General features: G+C 56.1%; 17 protein-coding genes. 14 read left to right on the plus strand and 3 right to left on the minus strand.

The annotated features are described in order from the left end of the window. The first annotated feature begins 28 nt into the window (after positions 1-28). The 3 genes from rpoH (at position 29) to livJ (ending at position 3,586) form a co-directional block, all read left to right on the plus strand. A complete protein-coding gene (rpoH, locus tag LCD46_01320) occupies positions 29-886 on the plus strand; it encodes an RNA polymerase sigma factor RpoH (protein ID UOY71018.1) in 858 nt (285 codons plus the stop codon). Positions 887-1,022: 136 nt separating this feature from the next. Beyond that, a complete protein-coding gene (locus LCD46_01325; protein UOY71019.1) occupies positions 1,023-2,288 on the plus strand; it encodes a 4-aminobutyrate--2-oxoglutarate transaminase in 1,266 nt (421 codons plus the stop codon). 197 nt (positions 2,289-2,485) lie between these two features. Then, positions 2,486-3,586 carry a branched chain amino acid ABC transporter substrate-binding protein LivJ gene (gene livJ, locus LCD46_01330; protein UOY71020.1) on the plus strand — a complete coding sequence of 367 codons (1,101 nt, stop codon included), beginning with the start codon at positions 2,486-2,488 and terminating at the stop codon, positions 3,584-3,586. A 217-nt stretch (positions 3,587-3,803) separates the two neighbouring features. Here livJ and panM read toward each other — a convergent pair whose 3' ends face one another. Further along, complete coding sequence (gene panM / locus LCD46_01335) at positions 3,804-4,193, minus strand: aspartate 1-decarboxylase autocleavage activator PanM (protein UOY71021.1); 390 nt, start codon at positions 4,191-4,193, stop codon at positions 3,804-3,806. 424 nt (positions 4,194-4,617) lie between these two features. On the opposite strand from panM, the gene livK reads away from it, so the two are divergent. From livK to ugpQ, 10 genes are all read left to right on the plus strand, one after another. Continuing rightward, positions 4,618-5,727: a high-affinity branched-chain amino acid ABC transporter substrate-binding protein LivK gene (livK, locus tag LCD46_01340; GenBank protein ID UOY71022.1), complete on the plus strand. Its 1,110-nt coding sequence runs from the start codon at positions 4,618-4,620 to the stop codon at positions 5,725-5,727. 46 nt (positions 5,728-5,773) lie between these two features. Next, the gene (livH, locus tag LCD46_01345; GenBank protein UOY71023.1) at positions 5,774-6,700 is read left to right on the plus strand and encodes a high-affinity branched-chain amino acid ABC transporter permease LivH; all 927 of its coding nucleotides are present in this window, start codon (positions 5,774-5,776) and stop codon (positions 6,698-6,700) included. After that, positions 6,697-7,974, plus strand: a complete 1,278-nt coding sequence (livM, locus tag LCD46_01350) for a branched chain amino acid ABC transporter permease LivM (GenBank protein UOY71024.1) — start codon at positions 6,697-6,699, stop codon at positions 7,972-7,974. Before livH ends, livM begins: the two co-directional genes overlap by 4 nt. After that, entirely contained in the window at positions 7,971-8,738 is a 768-nt protein-coding gene (gene livG, locus LCD46_01355; GenBank protein ID UOY71025.1) for a high-affinity branched-chain amino acid ABC transporter ATP-binding protein LivG, read from the plus strand. The genes livM and livG overlap by 4 nt, the downstream gene beginning before the upstream one ends. A 17-nt stretch (positions 8,739-8,755) precedes the next feature. Further along, a complete protein-coding gene (gene livF, locus LCD46_01360) occupies positions 8,756-9,469 on the plus strand; it encodes a high-affinity branched-chain amino acid ABC transporter ATP-binding protein LivF (protein UOY71026.1) in 714 nt (237 codons plus the stop codon). Between the two features lie 247 nt (positions 9,470-9,716). Beyond that, positions 9,717-11,033, plus strand: a complete 1,317-nt coding sequence (ugpB, locus tag LCD46_01365) for a sn-glycerol-3-phosphate ABC transporter substrate-binding protein UgpB (protein ID UOY71027.1) — start codon at positions 9,717-9,719, stop codon at positions 11,031-11,033. A gap of 157 nt (positions 11,034-11,190) precedes the next feature. Beyond that, on the plus strand, positions 11,191-12,078 hold the full coding sequence (ugpA, locus tag LCD46_01370; protein UOY71028.1) for a sn-glycerol-3-phosphate ABC transporter permease UgpA: 888 nt from the start codon (positions 11,191-11,193) through the stop codon (positions 12,076-12,078). Then, positions 12,075-12,920, plus strand: coding sequence for a sn-glycerol-3-phosphate ABC transporter permease UgpE (gene ugpE / locus LCD46_01375; protein ID UOY71029.1), 846 nt, complete (start codon positions 12,075-12,077; stop codon positions 12,918-12,920). The genes ugpA and ugpE overlap by 4 nt, the downstream gene beginning before the upstream one ends. A 1-nt stretch (position 12,921) precedes the next feature. Continuing rightward, positions 12,922-13,992, plus strand: coding sequence for a sn-glycerol-3-phosphate import ATP-binding protein UgpC (locus LCD46_01380; protein UOY71030.1), 1,071 nt, complete (start codon positions 12,922-12,924; stop codon positions 13,990-13,992). After that, complete coding sequence (gene ugpQ / locus LCD46_01385; protein ID UOY71031.1) at positions 13,989-14,735, plus strand: glycerophosphodiester phosphodiesterase; 747 nt, start codon at positions 13,989-13,991, stop codon at positions 14,733-14,735. Before LCD46_01380 ends, ugpQ begins: the two co-directional genes overlap by 4 nt. Here ugpQ and LCD46_01390 read toward each other — a convergent pair. Further along, positions 14,719-15,096, minus strand: coding sequence for a DUF2756 family protein (locus tag LCD46_01390; protein UOY71032.1), 378 nt, complete (start codon positions 15,094-15,096; stop codon positions 14,719-14,721). The genes ugpQ and LCD46_01390 overlap by 17 nt on opposite strands. A 123-nt stretch (positions 15,097-15,219) precedes the next feature. On the opposite strand from LCD46_01390, the gene ggt reads away from it, so the two are divergent. Further along, positions 15,220-16,965, plus strand: a complete 1,746-nt coding sequence (ggt, locus tag LCD46_01395) for a gamma-glutamyltransferase (protein UOY71033.1) — start codon at positions 15,220-15,222, stop codon at positions 16,963-16,965. Between the two features lie 77 nt (positions 16,966-17,042). Here ggt and yhhY read toward each other — a convergent pair whose 3' ends face one another. Then, on the minus strand, positions 17,043-17,531 hold the full coding sequence (yhhY, locus tag LCD46_01400; protein UOY71034.1) for an N-acetyltransferase: 489 nt from the start codon (positions 17,529-17,531) through the stop codon (positions 17,043-17,045). Positions 17,532-17,684 lie beyond the last annotated feature (153 nt).

The raw sequence follows: 17,684 nt of genomic DNA on the forward strand, positions 1-17,684 counted from the left end.
GGACCAGAAGAAACATTGAGAGGAATGAATGACCAAAGAAATGCAAACTTTAGCTTTAGCCCCTGTTGGTAACCTGGAGTCTTACATCCGGGCTGCGAACACCTGGCCGATGTTAACGGCCGAGGAAGAAAAGGAGCTTGCTGAAAAGCTGCATTACCAGGGCGATCTGGAAGCAGCTAAGACGCTGATCCTGTCTCACCTGCGCTTTGTTGTTCACGTTGCTCGTAATTATGCGGGCTACGGCCTGCCGCAGGCGGACTTGATTCAGGAAGGTAACATCGGTCTGATGAAGGCTGTGCGTCGCTTCAACCCGGAAGTGGGTGTGCGACTGGTCTCCTTCGCCGTGCACTGGATCAAAGCAGAGATTCACGAATACGTTCTGCGTAACTGGCGTATTGTGAAAGTCGCCACGACAAAAGCGCAACGCAAACTGTTCTTCAACCTGCGTAAAACCAAGCAGCGTCTGGGCTGGTTCAATCAGGATGAAGTTGAAATGGTGGCGCGCGAGCTGGGCGTATCCAGCAAAGATGTGCGTGAGATGGAATCCCGTATGGCCGCGCAGGACATGACCTTTGATATGTCCTCCGACGACGACGCATCCGACAGCCAGCCGATGGCACCGGTACTGTATCTGCAGGATAAAGCCTCTAACTTTGCTGACGGCATTGAAGAGGATAACTGGGAAGATCAGGCCGCGAACAAGCTGACCCATGCGATGGAAGGCCTCGACGAACGTAGCCAGGATATTATCCGCGCCCGCTGGCTGGACGAAGACAACAAGTCCACGCTGCAGGAACTGGCCGACCGCTACGGCGTTTCCGCTGAACGTGTTCGTCAGCTTGAGAAGAACGCCATGAAAAAACTTCGCGCCGCTATCGAAGCGTAAGATAAGCGAAGTACACCGAGAACCCTCGAATGCAAATTCGGGGGTTTTGTTTTTTTAGCGCCCGCTCTGGCGAATTCCTTCCCCCTGGCAAACACTTACTGATGCGCTAAGCAGGTGACTTTCTCAGGGGGACAGGGTGAAAAATAACGAACTGAACGACCGGCGTTTACAGGCGACGCCGCGCGGCATCGGCGTGATGTGTAATTTTTATGCCGATAAAGCTGAAAATGCCACGGTGTGGGACGTGGAGGGTAATGAGTACATCGACTTCGCTGCGGGGATCGCGGTACTGAATACCGGCCATCGCCATCCCAAAGTCATTGCCGCCATCGAAAAGCAACTCCATGCCTTTACCCACACGGCCTACCAGATTGTGCCGTACGAAGGCTACGTGGCGCTTGCCGAACGTCTCAACGAACGCGTGCCCGTTGAGGGCCCGGCTAAAACGGCGTTCTTCTCCACGGGGGCTGAGGCGGTCGAAAACGCCGTAAAAATTGCCCGCGCGTATACCAGGCGTCCTGGCCTTATCACCTTCGGTGGTGCATTCCACGGCCGCACCTTTATGACGATGGCTTTAACGGGGAAAGTGGCACCCTACAAACTGGGTTTTGGCCCGTTCCCCGGCTCGGTTTACCACGCGCAATATCCTAATGAATTGCACGGCGTCAGCACGGCAGAGGCGTTAAAGAGCCTGGAACGCATCTTTAAAGCGGATATCGCACCCGACCAGGTCGCGGCTATTATTCTCGAGCCGGTTCAGGGAGAAGGTGGTTTCAACATTGCGCCTGCTGATTTTATGCAGGCCCTGCGCGCGCTGTGCGATACCCACGGCATTTTGCTGATTGCCGACGAGGTGCAAAGCGGCTTCGCCCGTACCGGCAAACTGTTCTCTATGGAACACCACTGTGTGAAGCCTGATCTGATCACCATGGCAAAAAGCCTGGCGGGCGGGATGCCGCTCTCGGCGGTGTCGGGCCGGGCCGAGGTGATGGACGCACCTGCGCCTGGTGGGTTGGGCGGAACCTACGCCGGTAACCCGCTGGCGATTGCGGCGGCGCATGCCGTGCTGGACGTGATTGATGAAGAGGATCTCTGCACGCGCTCGGCGCACCTTGGTCATCACCTGGTGGAAGTGCTGAGCAAAGCGAAGGAACATTGCCCGTATATCGCTGACATTCGTGCGCAAGGCTCGATGGTGGCGGTGGAGTTTAACGACCCGCAATCAGGGCTCCCGTCGCCGGAATTCACCCGTCAGGTACAAGAACGCGCGTTGCAGGAAGGGCTACTTCTTCTGAGCTGCGGCGTCTACGGCAACGTCATTCGTTTCTTGTATCCGCTGACTATCCCTGAAGTGCAGTTCCGTAAAGCGCTGGACATCATCTCCGCGTCGCTGACACGTTAAAGCCACACGTCCGGCGGAAATCTCTGCCGGGCTTATCATATATTCATTTCAAATTAGCTATTCCAAAATCATAAAAATGGGGTATGTTTTAGCAGAGTATGCTGAAAAAGCGCGAGTGGCATACCTATAACTGAAATAAAGCGCTACACAACAACATCACAATAATCGTAATAACCATAATAATGGGGAATCTCAGGATGAACATGAAGGGTAAAGCGTTACTGGCAGGATGTATCGCGTTGGCATTTAGCACGATGGCACAGGCAGATATTAAAGTGGCTGTCGTAGGAGCGATGTCCGGTCCGGTAGCACAGTATGGTGACCAGGAATTTACTGGCGCAGAACAGGCGGTTGCAGACATTAATGCCAAGGGCGGTATTAAGGGCGAAAAACTGCAGATCGTAAAATATGATGATGCCTGTGACCCGAAACAAGCGGTCGCGGTCGCGAACAAAGTGGTGAACGACGGGATCAAATACGTTATCGGTCACCTGTGCTCTTCCTCTACTCAGCCAGCGTCTGACATCTACGAAGACGAAGGCATTCTGATGATCACCCCGGCTGCAACCGCACCGGAACTGACCTCGCGCGGCTACAAGCTGACCCTGCGCACCACCGGCCTGGACTCTGACCAGGGCCCAACTGCGGCGAAATACATCGTTGAAAAAGTGAAGCCGAAGCGCATCGCTATCGTTCATGACAAGCAGCAGTACGGTGAAGGTCTGGCGCGTTCCGTCCAGGACAACCTGAAGAAAGCGAATGCTGACGTGGTGTTCTTCGACGGTATTACTGCCGGTGAGAAAGACTTCTCCACCCTGGTGGCGCGTCTGAAGAAAGAGAATATTGATTTTGTGTACTACGGTGGTTACCACCCGGAAATGGGCCAGATCCTGCGTCAGGCGCGTGCCGCAGGCCTGAAAACCCAGTTCATGGGCCCGGAAGGGGTGGCGAACGTTTCCCTGTCTAACATTGCGGGTGAATCCGCTGAAGGCCTGCTGGTGACCAAACCGAAGAACTACGACCAGGTTCCGGCGAACAAACCAATCGTAGATGCCATCAAGGCGAAGAAACAGGATCCAAGCGGTGCGTTCGTCTGGACCACCTACGCTGCGCTGCAGTCGCTGCAGGCGGGCCTGAACCAATCAGCCGATCCGGCAGAGATTGCCACCTGGCTGAAAGCGAATACTGTTGAGACCGTGATGGGGCCACTCTCCTGGGATGAGAAGGGCGACCTGAAGGGCTTCGAGTTCGGCGTGTTTGACTGGCACGCGAATGGCACGGCGACAGACGCCAAATAATTTTCCCGTCGCCTTTCGCGCCGCAGGTGCGTTGGCTGCGTTATTCAACCCCGGTCACTTACTTATGTAAGCTCCCGGGGATTTCATAACTTGCCGCCTTCCTGCAACACGAAATTCTTGGGAAAAGCCGCAAAAAGGCAACGTAAGTTGCCTTTTTTAATGTTTTCTCCCTCTCCCCGTGGGAGAGGGTCGGGGTGAGGGCATCAGGCCGCACAGGTCATCCCTGGCGCTTCTCCCACCCATTCTCCTGCGCCGTAAACCCTAACGCCTGCATAAATGCCGCCATCACGCCACGGTCTTCCACGCCCACGTCGGCCATCCACCAGGAGGTCACGCTCGGGTTTTCGCGGATCACTTCTTCAATCAAATACTGCCCTACACCACGACGACGGGTGACGTCACGCACGCGCAGTGAATCCAGCGCCCCTTCGGTGCCGCTCAGAGTCACGCGAACCGCAGCCAGCAAACGTTCATTAAATCGCGCAGCATAAATGCGGTGAGTCTCGTCAACGCGCAGTGACGAAGGGGAATATTCCGGCCAGATCTTGCCCAGGTCGATATGATCCTGGTCGCTAAAGGTCACCAGACGAACGATTGTCAGTTTCATTAGCTTGTTGTCCAAATCAAATTGAGTAGGGGCAGTGTACTCAATTTATTCACTCAGCGGCTTCCTCTTTTTATTCTCATTAACCAGGTGATTAGTTTTTTGGCAGCGCGATGGGCAGTTTGAAAACACATGGATCGAAAAATAAGCAGAATTTTAACCTGAATGGTAGTGATTTATTCGGCGCTTTGTACCGTTATTTTATGCTGCAAACTGCACTTTTATTTGTTTATCTCTGCCTGATTTCAGAATATTATCTTTGCTTAATAGCCTGAAAAATAGAGATTTTAGTCTGGTTTTTGACAAAAACCTGCGCTAAACCATTAAAGGCACTGGTAAAAATAGCGTTGTGCATTAAAAGTACAGAATGCTTTTTAACCAGAATAAAACAAAATATAAACACGACATCACGAATGGGGATTCAGAGATGAGAAGGAACGCGAAAACGTTACTCGCGGGGATGGTTGCATTGTCGATTTCGCATGCGGCCATGGCGGAAGAGATTAAAGTTGCTGTAGTCGGTGCGATGTCCGGTCCTGTTGCCCAGTGGGGGGATATGGAGTTCAACGGTGCGCGCCAGGCCATCAAAGACATCAACGCCAAAGGTGGTATCAAAGGCGACAAACTGGTCGGTGTGGAATACGACGATGCCTGCGATCCCAAACAGGCCGTTGCGGTCGCCAACAAAATCGTCAACGACGGTATTCAGTATGTGATCGGCCACCTGTGCTCATCCTCCACCCAGCCTGCGTCTGATATCTACGAAGACGAAGGCATTCTGATGATCACCCCAGGTGCGACCAACCCGGAGCTGACCCAACGCGGCTATCAGCACATTATGCGTACCGCGGGTCTGGACTCCTCTCAGGGCCCAACCGCCGCCAAATACATCCTCGGCACCGTTAAGCCACAGCGCATTGCCATTATTCATGACAAACAGCAGTACGGTGAAGGCCTGGCGCGTTCCGTTCAGGACGGCCTGAAAAAAGGCGGCGCGAATGTCGTCTTCTTCGATGGAATTACCGCCGGTGAGAAAGATTTCTCCGCGCTGATCGCCCGTCTGCAAAAAGAGAATATTGATTTCGTTTATTACGGCGGCTACTACCCGGAAATGGGCCAGATGCTCCGCCAGGCGCGTTCGGTAGGGCTGAAAACCCAGTTTATGGGGCCGGAAGGCGTGGGTAACGCCTCCCTGTCAAACATCGCGGGTGATGCCGCCGAAGGCATGCTGGTTACGATGCCAAAACGCTATGACCAGGATCCGGCCAACAAGGCTATCGTTGATGCGCTCAAGGCGCAGAAGAAGGATCCGAGTGGTCCATACGTCTGGATCACCTACGCGGCTGTGCAGTCTCTGGCAACCGCACTGGATCGCTCCGGCAGCAAAGAACCGCTGGATCTGGTGAAAGATTTAAAAGCACACGGGGCGAACACCGTGATTGGGCCGCTGAACTGGGATGAGAAAGGCGATCTGAAGGGATTTGAGTTTGGTGTCTTTAAGTGGCACGCCGACGGTTCATCCTCGGCCGCCAAATAATTATCCCACCGCCCGGACTGACGGGCGGGTATAAAAAGGTTTGCATATGTCCGAGCAGTTTCTCTATTTCCTGCAGCAGATGTTTAACGGCGTCACGCTGGGAAGCACCTACGCGCTGATCGCCATCGGCTATACGATGGTTTACGGTATTATCGGCATGATTAACTTCGCCCACGGCGAGGTGTACATGATCGGTAGTTATGTCTCCTTTATGATCATCGCCGCGCTGATGATGATGGGTATCGACAGCAGCTGGCTGCTGGTCGCTGCCGGGTTTGTCGGCGCGATCGTGATTGCCAGTGCCTACGGCTGGAGCATCGAACGCGTGGCCTACCGGCCAGTGCGCAGCTCCAAGCGCCTGATTGCCCTGATCTCCGCCATCGGTATGTCAATATTCCTGCAAAACTACGTCAGCCTGACCGAAGGCTCGCGCGACGTGGCGCTGCCAAGCTTGTTTAATGGCCAGTGGGTTGTCGGGGCGAGTGATAACTTCTCTGCGTCTATTACCACCATGCAGTTGGTTATCTGGATCGTGACCTTCATTGCGATGCTGGCGCTGACCTTGTTCATTCGTTATTCCCGCATGGGGCGCGCCTGTCGTGCCTGCGCGGAAGACCTGAAGATGGCGAGCCTGCTTGGCATTAACACGGACCGTGTGATTGCACTTACCTTCGTGATTGGTGCGGCAATGGCTGCCGTCGCAGGTGTGCTGCTCGGTCAGTTCTACGGTGTGATTAACCCGTACATCGGCTTTATGGCCGGGATGAAAGCCTTCACCGCAGCGGTGCTGGGTGGTATCGGCAGCATTCCGGGCGCGATGATTGGCGGTCTTATCCTCGGCGTGGCCGAAGCGCTCTCCTCGGCGTATCTGAGTACGGAATATAAAGATGTGGTGTCGTTTGCCCTGCTGATTCTGGTTCTGCTGGTAATGCCTACCGGTATTCTGGGTCGTCCGGAGGTAGAGAAAGTATGAAACCGATGCATTTTGCAATGGCGCTGCTCTCTGCCGCCATGTTCTTCGTGCTGGCGGGCGTCTTTATGGGCGTTCAGTTAGAGCTGAACGGTACTAAGCTGGTGGTGGACACCGCAGCAGACATCCGCTGGCAGTGGGTGTTTATCGGCACTGCCGTGGTGTTCCTGTTCCAGCTGCTGCGTCCGCTGTTCCAGAAGACGCTGAAAGGCGTTTCTGGCCCGAAATTCGTGCTGCCTGCGATTGATGGTTCAACTGTTAAACAGAAGCTGTTCCTCGTCGCCCTGCTGGTGGCGGCGGTGGCGTGGCCGTTCGTGGTGTCGCGCGGGACGGTAGATATTGCCACTCTGACCATGATCTACGTGATCCTCGGTCTCGGTCTGAACGTGGTAGTGGGTTTGTCTGGCCTGCTGGTGCTGGGCTACGGCGGCTTCTACGCCATCGGCGCCTACACTTTTGCGCTGTTGAACCACTATTACGGCCTCGGCTTCTGGACATGTCTGCCGCTGGCGGGGTTGGTTTCTGCGGCTGCGGGCTTCCTGCTGGGCTTCCCGGTGCTGCGCCTGCGCGGTGACTACCTGGCGATTGTGACCTTAGGCTTTGGTGAAATCGTCCGTATCTTGCTGCTCAACAACACTGAAGTGACCGGTGGCCCGAACGGTATCAGCCAGATCCCGAAACCGACCTTCTTTGGTCTGGAATTCAGCCGTACCGCCCGTGAAGGCGGCTGGGATACCTTCAGCAACTTCTTTGGCGTGAAATACGACCCGTCTGACCGTGTCATCTGGCTCTACCTGGTGGCGCTGCTGTTGGTGGTGATTACCCTGTTTGTGATCAACCGTCTGCTGCGCATGCCGCTGGGCCGCGCGTGGGAAGCACTGCGTGAAGATGAGATCGCCTGCCGCTCCCTGGGCCTGAACCCTACCCGCATCAAGCTGACAGCGTTCACCATCAGTGCCGCGTTTGCCGGTTTTGCCGGAACGCTGTTTGCCGCACGCCAGGGCTTTGTCAGCCCGGAATCCTTCACTTTTGCCGAATCTGCCTTTGTGCTGGCGATTGTGGTGCTCGGCGGGATGGGTTCGCAGTTCGCCGTTATCCTGGCGGCCATCCTGCTGGTGGTCTCGCGTGAGCTGATGCGCGACTTTAACGAATACAGCATGCTGATGCTGGGTGGTTTAATGGTGCTGATGATGATCTGGCGTCCGCAGGGCTTGCTGCCGATGACCCGTCCACAGCTGAAGCTGAAGAACGGGCAAGCGAAAGGAGAGCAGGCATGAGTCAGCCATTATTATCCGTTAACGGTCTGATGATGCGTTTTGGCGGCCTGCTGGCGGTCAACAACGTGAATCTGGATCTGCACAAGAAAGAGATTGTCTCCCTGATTGGCCCGAACGGCGCGGGGAAAACCACGGTCTTCAACTGTTTGACCGGTTTCTACAAGCCGACGGGCGGCACCATTATGCTGCGCGACCAGCACCTTGAAGGCCTGCCCGGGCAACAGATCGCCCGTATGGGCGTGGTGCGTACTTTCCAGCACGTGCGTCTGTTCCGCGAGATGACGGTCATTGAGAACCTGCTGGTGGCGCAACATCAGCAGCTGAAAACCGGGCTTTTCTCCGGCCTGCTGAAAACCCCGGCCTTCCGTCGCGCGCAGGATGAAGCGCTGGATCGCGCTGCCACCTGGCTCGACCGCATCGGTCTGTTGCAGCACGCTAACCGTCAGGCTAGCAACCTGGCTTACGGCGACCAACGCCGTCTGGAGATTGTGCGTTGCATGGTGACGCAGCCGGAAATCCTGATGCTCGACGAACCTGCTGCTGGCCTCAACCCGAAAGAGACCAAAGAGCTGGACGAGCTGATTGCCGAGCTGCGCGATCATCACGACACCACCATCCTGCTGATTGAGCACGATATGAAGCTGGTGATGGGCATTTCTGACCGTATCTACGTGGTAAACCAGGGCACGCCGCTGGCAAACGGCACGCCGGAAGAGATCCGCAACAATCCGGACGTGATCCGCGCCTATTTAGGCGAAGCATAATGGGGGCGAGCCATAAGATGGAAAAAGCGATGTTAACGTTCGACAAGGTCAATGCGCACTACGGCAAGATTCAGGCGCTGCACGATGTCAGCCTTCATATCAATCAGGGTGAAATCGTCACCCTGATTGGGGCCAACGGCGCGGGCAAAACCACACTGCTCGGCACCCTGTGCGGTGACCCGCGCGCGACCAGCGGGCGAATTGTGTTTGATGGCAAAGACATTACCGACTGGCAGACCGCCAAAATCATGCGTGAAGCGGTGGCGATTGTGCCGGAAGGGCGCCGCGTGTTTTCCCGCATGACGGTGGAAGAGAACCTGGCGATGGGCGGCTTCTTTGCCCACCGCGATGAATACCAGACCCGCATCAAGTGGGTGTATGAACTCTTCCCGCGCCTGTGGGAACGCCGTATTCAGCGTGCGGGCACTATGTCCGGTGGTGAACAGCAGATGCTGGCGATTGGCCGTGCGTTGATGAGCCAGCCGCGATTGTTGCTGCTCGATGAACCGTCGCTGGGGCTTGCGCCAATCATCATCCAGCAGATTTTCGACACCATCGAACAGTTGCGTAAAGAGGGGATGACCATCTTCCTCGTCGAGCAGAATGCTAACCAGGCGCTGAAGCTTGCAGACCGTGGCTACGTGCTGGAGAACGGCCGCGTGGTGCTTTCTGATACCGGAGACGCGCTGCTCGCGAACGAGGCGGTGCGGAGCGCTTATTTAGGCGGCTGAGCCGTCTTCATCGCCCGGTGGCGCTTACGCTTACCGGGCCTACAGGATCGAGTAGGCCGGGTAAGGCGTAGCCGCCACCCGGCTTTTTTTCACCCCAACCCCCTTCACACAACCATCATCCCCCTGACGCCTGGCTGTCACTTATCTGTAAACAAACAGTTATTTTTCTGTCATTCGAGCATGTCATGTTACCTCGCGAGCATAAAACGCGTGATATCGCGCATCCGGCACAATAAGAGAGATGACAATGACATCGTTACGACACACAGCTTTGGGTCTGGCAATTGGTCTGGCTTTTGCGACGAACGCAATGGCTGTCACCACCATTCCGTTCTGGCATTCCATGGAAGGGGAGTTGGGTAAAGAAGTTGACTCCCTGGCGCAGCGTTTCAACGACACCCATCCGGATTACAAAATTGTGCCGGTGTATAAAGGTAACTACGAGCAGAGCCTGAGCGCAGGTATTGCTGCTTTCCGTACCGGCAACGCGCCTGCGCTGTTACAGGTTTATGAAGTGGGTACCGCCACCATGATGGCCTCTAAAGCCATCAAACCGGTGTACGAAGTCTTTAAAGACGCGGGTATCAACTTCGACGAATCCCAGTTCGTACCGACCGTTTCCGGTTACTACACCGATTCCAAAACTGGCCACCTGCTGTCCCAGCCGTTTAACAGCTCCACCCCTGTGCTGTACTACAACAAAGACGCCTTCAAAAAAGCCGGTTTAGATCCAGAGCAGCCGCCAAAAACCTGGCAGGATCTGGCCGAGTACACCGCGAAGCTGAAAGCGGCAGGGATGAAGTGCGGTTATGCGAGCGGCTGGCAGGGCTGGATCCAGATTGAAAACTTCAGCGCCTGGCATGGCCTGCCGGTGGCGACCAAAAACAACGGTTTCGACGGCACTGACGCGGTCCTGGAGTTCAATAAGCCAGAGCAGGTGAAACACATTGCGCTCCTGGAAGAACTCAACAAGAAGGGCGATTTCAGCTACTACGGCCGTAAAGACGAATCCACCGAGAAGTTCTACAACGGCGATTGCGCTATTACTACCGCTTCTTCCGGCTCGCTGGCAGACATCCGTCATTACGCCAAATTCAACTACGGCGTGGGCATGATGCCTTACGACGCTGACGTGAAAGGCGCGCCGCAGAACGCCATCATCGGCGGGGCAAGCCTGTGGGTGATGCAGGGCAAAGACAAGGGCACCTACAAAGGCGTGGCTGAGTTCCTGGATTTCCTGGCAAAACCAGAAAATGCCGCCGAATGGCACCAGAAAACCGGTTACCTGCCAATCACCAAAGCCGCCTATGACCTGACCCGCGAGCAGGGTTTCTACAGCAAGAACCCGGGCGCGGACATCGCGACGCGCCAGATGCTGAACAAGCCGCCGTTGCCGTACACCAAAGGTCTGCGTCTGGGCAATATGCCGCAGATCCGCACCATCGTCGATGAAGAACTGGAAAGCGTGTGGACCGGGAAGAAAACGCCACAGCAGGCGCTGGACTCTGCGGTAGAGCGCGGAAATCAGCTGCTGCGCCGCTTTGAGCAGTCGACCAAATCGTAATCCGTGATTCGCCCGGTGGCGCTGCGCTTACCGGGCCTACGGGGATCGTGCGGGCTGATGCCCTCACCCCAACCCTCTCCCACGGGGAGAGGGAGAAATATTTGTAGGCCGGGTAAGGCGCAGCCGCCACCCGGCATTGTTCAGGAACCAAATCTCAATGTCATCATCCCGTCCGGTGTTCCGGTCCCGCTGGCTGCCCTATCTGCTGGTCGCGCCACAGCTGGTCATCACCGTTATCTTCTTTATCTGGCCTGCGGGCGAAGCGCTGTGGTATTCGGTGCAAAGCGTCGATCCGTTCGGGCTTTCCAGCCAGTTTGTTGGCCTGGACAACTTCACCGCGCTGTTCCATGACAGCTACTACCTGGACTCCTTCTGGACGACGATGAAGTTCAGCGCGCTGGTCACCGTCAGCGGCCTTGTTGCCTCGCTGTTTTTCGCCGCGCTGGTGGATTACGTGGTGCGCGGCAGCCGTCTGTATCAAACGCTGATGCTGCTGCCTTACGCCGTAGCGCCCGCCGTCGCTGCCGTGCTGTGGATCTTCCTGTTTAACCCTGGCCGCGGGCTGATTACCCACTTCCTGGCAGAGTTCGGCTACGACTGGAACCACGCGCAGAACAGCGGCCAGGCGATGTTCCTGGTGGTATTCGCCTCGGTGTGGAAGCAGATCAGCTACAACTTCCTGTTCTTCTTTGCCGCGCTGCAGTCCATTCCGCGCTCGCTGGTGGAAGCTGCGGCAATTGACGGCGCAGGGCCTATTCGTCGTTTCTTCAGGCTGTCGCTGCCGCTGATCGCCCCGGTGAGTTTCTTCCTGCTGGTGGTTAACCTCGTGTACGCCTTCTTCGATACCTTCCCGGTGATCGACGCAGCGACCGCAGGCGGCCCGGTGCAGGCGACAACGACGCTTATCTATAAGATCTACCGCGAAGGTTTTGCTGGCCTGGATCTCTCGGCCTCTGCCGCGCAGTCCGTCGTGCTGATGTTCCTTGTCATCATCCTCACGGTGGTGCAGTTCCGTTATGTCGAAAGTAAGGTGCGCTACCAATGATTGAGAACCGTCGCGGGCTGACGATTTTCAGCCATACCATGCTGATTTTAGGGATTATTGTCATCCTGTTCCCGTTGTACGTGGCCTTTGTCGCCGCCACGCTGGACACCAAGGCGGTGTTTGATACGCCGATGACGCTGATCCCGGGCGGTCATCTTTTCGAGAATATGTCGACCATCTGGACGCAGGGCGTGGGTGTTAACAGCGCACCGTTCTGGTTGATGATGCTCAACAGTTTCATCATGGCGTTCGGTATCACGGTGGGCAAAATTACAGTGTCGATGCTCTCGGCCTTTGCCATCGTCTGGTTCCGCTTTCCGCTGCGTAACCTGTTCTTCTGGATGATCTTTATTACGCTGATGTTGCCGGTGGAGGTGCGTATCTTCCCGACGGTGGAGGTCATCGCCAACCTGAAGATGCTCGACAGCTATGCGGGCTTAACCCTGCCGCTGATGGCCTCGGCGACCGCCACCTTCCTGTTCCGCCAGTTCTTTATGACCCTGCCGGACGAGCTGATTGAAGCCGCGCGTATCGACGGCGCTTCACCGATGCGCTTCTTCCGCGACATCGTGCTGCCGCTGTCGAAAACCAACCTCGCGGCGCTGTTTGTGATCACCTTTATCTATGGCTGGAACCAGTACCTGTGGCCACTGCTGATTATTCAGGACGTCAACCTCGGCACTGCCGTGGCAGGCATCAAAGGCATGATCGCCACTGGTGAAGGTACCACCCTCTGGAACCAGGTGATGGCGGCGATGCTGCTCACCCTTATCCCACCCGTAGTCATTGTTTTAGCCATGCAACGTGCATTTGTCCGTGGCCTGGTCGATAGCGAGAAATAAGATGGCAGGTTTAAAACTTCAGGCAGTTACTAAAAGCTGGGATGGCAAAACCCAGGTTATTCAGCCGTTAACGCTCGACGTGGCGGACGGCGAATTTATCGTGATGGTCGGGCCGTCCGGCTGCGGTAAATCAACCTTGTTGCGCATGGTGGCGGGGCTTGAGCGCGTGACCTCCGGGGATATCTGGATTGACCGTCAGCGCGTCACCGAAATGGAGCCGAAAGACAGAGGCATCGCGATGGTGTTCCAGAACTACGCGCTCTATCCGCACATGAGTGTGGAAGAGAACATGGCCTGGGGGCTGAAAATCCGCGGAATGGGCAAAGGGCATATCGAGGAGCGCGTGAGAGAAGCGGCCCGCATTCTGGAGCTGGATGGCCTGCTGAAGCGCCGACCGCGTGAGCTTTCCGGCGGTCAGCGTCAGCGTGTGGCGATGGGGCGCGCGATTGTGCGTGACCCGGCGGTGTTCCTGTTTGATGAACCGCTTTCCAACCTCGACGCCAAGCTGCGCGTGCAGATGCGCCTGGAGCTACAGCAGCTGCATCGCCGCCTGAAAACCACCTCTTTGTACGTGACCCACGATCAGGTCGAAGCGATGACGCTCGCCCAGCGCGTGATGGTGATGAACAAGGGGATAGCTGAGCAGATCGGCACCCCGGTTGAAGTGTATGAAAAACCGGCCACCCGCTTTGTGGCGAGCTTTATCGGCAGCCCGGCAATGAACCTGCTGGAAGGGCGTATCAGCAGTGCTGGAACCCATTTTGAGCTGGAAAGCGGGATGGCATTGCCAATCAACTGGTACTATCGTGGCTACGCCGGGCGTAAAATGACGCTCGGTATCCGCCCGGAGCATATTGGTTTAACCTCTCAGGCGGAAGGCGGCGTACCGCTGGTGATGGATACGCTGGAGATGCTGGGGGCTGATAACCTGGCGCACGGACGTTGGGGCGAGCAAAAAATGGTGGTGCGTCTGGCACATCAGGAACGCCCTAAAGCCGGCAGCACGCTATGGCTGCATCTGCCGGAAAATCACCTGCACTTATTTGACGGTGAAACAGGACAACGAGTATGAGCAACTGGCCTTATCCCCATATTGTCGCCCACCGTGGCGGCGGTAAACTGGCGCCGGAAAACACCCTGGCGGCAATTGATGTTGGCGCGCGTTACGGCCACACGATGATCGAATTCGACGCCAAGCTGTCGAAAGACGGCGAAATTTTCCTGCTGCATGACGATAACCTCGAACGCACCAGCAACGGCTGGGGTGTGGCGGGTGAATTGCCGTGGCGCGATCTGCTGAAAGTGGATGCCGGAAGCTGGTACAGCGGTGAATTCAAAGGCGAGCCGCTGCCGCTGCTGGCGGAAGTGGCGGACCGCTGCCGTCAGCACGGGATGATGGCCAATATTGAAATCAAACCGACAACCGGCACCGGGCCGCTAACGGGCAAGGTCATCGCGCTGGCCGCGCGTGAGTTGTGGGAAGGAATGACCGCGCCGTTGCTCTCCTCGTTTGAAATTGACGCCCTGGAGGCGGCGCAGGCGGCCGTGCCGGAACTGCCGCGCGGGCTATTGCTGGATGAGTGGCGCGAAGACTGGCGCGAGCTGACTATCCGTTTAGCGTGTGTCTCTATCCATCTCAATCACAAGTTGCTGGATGAGGCGCGCGTGAAGATGCTGAAAGACGCGGGTCTGCATATTCTGGTCTACACCGTCAATAAACCCCAGCGTGCAGCCGAACTGCTGCGCTGGGGCGTGGACAGCATCTGTACCGATGCGATTGACGTCATCGGCCCGGACTTTAGTTCTGCGGATTAAGCATACTGCCATTCGACTGCGGCGGCAGCATATGCTGCTGTCCGCTGCTCTGCATTGTTCCGTTGCCTAACATGCCACCGTTATGGTTGGGCAGCGGCTGTTCCCGTACCTGGCCCTGCTGCACGCGCTGAGTGTTGGCGTTCATCTGATTTTGCAGGCTTTGCTGCTGCATCTGGGTCTGCGTTTTCAACTGCTGGTTAAGCATCCCTTTTTGCTGCTGCTGTTGGCTCATCATCTCCGTCTGCATACGCTGCTGGCTCGGAATGACATAACCCTGCTGGTTCGGATTGTTCATGGTATTCAGTGGCTGTGCGAGCGCGGTAAACGGTAACAGCGCGGTAAGAATCAGTAAGCGTTTCATTGTCATTTCCTCCTTTTGAGGCCTCTCTTAAGTTTACCCTGATTTCACCATGACGATGATTTTTTAGGAGTTGTGAACCAGGCTTAAGCGGGGAATATGGATCCCTTCACCTGGAGAACAATAATGATGAAACCAACATTTTTACGCTGGGTAGCGATCGCCGCGCTGATGGCAGGCGGCACATTTAGCGTGGCGGCCAACCCGCCAGCGGCACCGCCAGTCTCTTACGGCGTGGAGGAAGATGTCTTTCATCCCGTGAGGGCAACCCACGGGATGGTGGCATCCGTGGATGCACTGGCGACCCGCGTGGGCGTCGACATTCTCAAGCAGGGCGGTAACGCGGTGGATGCGGCTGTTGCCGTCGGGTACGCGCTGGCGGTGACGCATCCGCAGGCGGGTAACCTGGGGGGCGGGGGGTTTATGATGCTGCGCACCAAAGACGGGAAAACCACGGCTATCGACTTCCGTGAAATGGCTCCCGGCAAGGCTTCCCGCGATATGTTCCTTGACGATCAGGGCAATCCGGACAGCAAAAAATCGCTGACCTCGCATCTCGCGTCCGGCACGCCGGGCACCGTGGCGGGCTTCTCTCTGGCGCTGGAAAAATACGGCACTCTGCCGCTGAACAAAGTCGTGCAGCCTGCCATCAAGCTGGCGCGGGATGGCTTTATTGTGAATGACGCCCTGGCCGACGATCTCAAAACCTACGGTAGTGAAGTCATTCCGAACCATGAAAACAGCAAGGCGATCTTCTGGAAAGACGGTGAGCCGCTGAAGAAGGGCGATAAGCTGGTGCAGAAGAACCTTGCCAAAAGCCTGGAGCTGATTGCGGAGCACGGCCCGGACGCCTTCTACAAAGGCGCGATTGCAGACCAGATTGCTGAAGAGATGCAAAAGAACGGCGGGCTCATCACCAAAGCGGATCTGGCAGAATACAAGGCGGTGGAGCGTGCGCCGATCAGTGGAACCTATCGCGGCTACGAAGTCTTCTCCATGCCACCGCCGTCCTCTGGTGGCATTCACATCGTGCAGATCCTCAACATTCTTGAAAACTTCGATATGCACAAATTCGGCTTCGGCAGTGCCGATGCCATGCAGGTGATGGCCGAGGCGGAAAAGCATGCCTACGCTGACCGTTCGGAATATCTCGGCGATCCGGACTTCGTGAAGGTGCCGTGGCAGGCGCTGACCAATAAGGCTTATGCCAAATCGATTGCTGAACAGATCGACATCAACAAGGCTAAGCCGTCGAGTGAGATCCGCCCGGGCAAGCTGGCACCGTACGAAAGCAACCAGACCACCCATTTCTCGGTGGTGGATAAAGACGGTAACGCGGTGGCGGTGACCTATACGCTGAATACCACCTTCGGCACCGGGATTGTGGCGGGCAATAGCGGCATTCTGCTGAATAACGAGATGGATGATTTCTCTGCCAAACCGGGTGTGCCGAACGTCTACGGGCTGGTCGGTGGTGATGCGAATGCGGTGGGGCCGAAGAAGCGTCCATTGTCTTCCATGTCGCCTACCATCGTGGTGAAAGACGGTAAAATCTGGCTGGTGACCGGTAGCCCGGGCGGCAGCCGCATTATCACGACTGTGCTGCAAATGGTCGTGAACAGTATCGACTTTGGGATGAACGTTGCCGAAGCGACCAATGCCCCGCGTTTCCACCATCAGTGGCTGCCGGATGAGCTGCGTGTCGAGAAGGGCTTTAGCCCGGATACGATCAAACTGCTGGAGCAGCGCGGACAGAAGGTGGCGGTGAAAGAGGCGATGGGGAGCACCCAGAGCATTATGGTCGGGCCGGATGGCGCACTGTTTGGGGCATCGGACCCGCGTTCGGTGGATGATTTAACGGCGGGGTATTGATTATATTGCCGGGTGGCGGTTTCGCCTTACCCGGCCTACGTTTTTCATTCCCTCTCCCACAGGGTGAGGGCAACAAACTACTTCATTCTCGCCATATAATACGCATCGACATACTCGCCGTTGCGCAGTCCGTAACGTTTGCCGGTGCCTTCAATTTCGAATCCGTGCTTCTTGTAGACCGCAATGGCCGGTTCGTTGTCGACAAACACCGTCAGCTCAATACGATCAACCCGCAGCCAGTTGTCGCACATATCAATCATGGTGCGAAGCAGCGCGCTGGCAACGCCGCGGTTGTGCCACTGCGCCCCTACACAAATACCGAAATCAGCGACGTGGCTGCGGCGCGGCCGCTGTGCGACATCAATCGTGAGATGCCCGACGACGATATCATCAATGCAGGCAACTAACTGCTTAATCCCAGGCTGATCGCTTAGCCGCAACTGCCACATTTCCATAGAAGGATGAGGGACTTGTAGCGTGTTGTGGTACACCTCCGGCTGGGCGTGAATCTGACGAATAGCGTCATAATCTTTCGGTTCAGCGTGGCGTATCACTATCTCACTCATTCCTTCGTCCTCTGTGGGTTAATGTCCTCTTTAACATCAGTGACTTTAAAATTTGAGTCAACCGCTATTTTTTGCAAAAAGTATTGGACAACTGCGAATGAGAATGATTATTATTGTCCTGCATTCAGGAAGACCGCTACGGGAACCTGAAAG

The sequence above is a fragment of the Enterobacter ludwigii genome (genome assembly GCA_023023105.1).
GTDB classification, from domain to species: domain Bacteria; phylum Pseudomonadota; class Gammaproteobacteria; order Enterobacterales; family Enterobacteriaceae; genus Enterobacter; species Enterobacter adelaidei.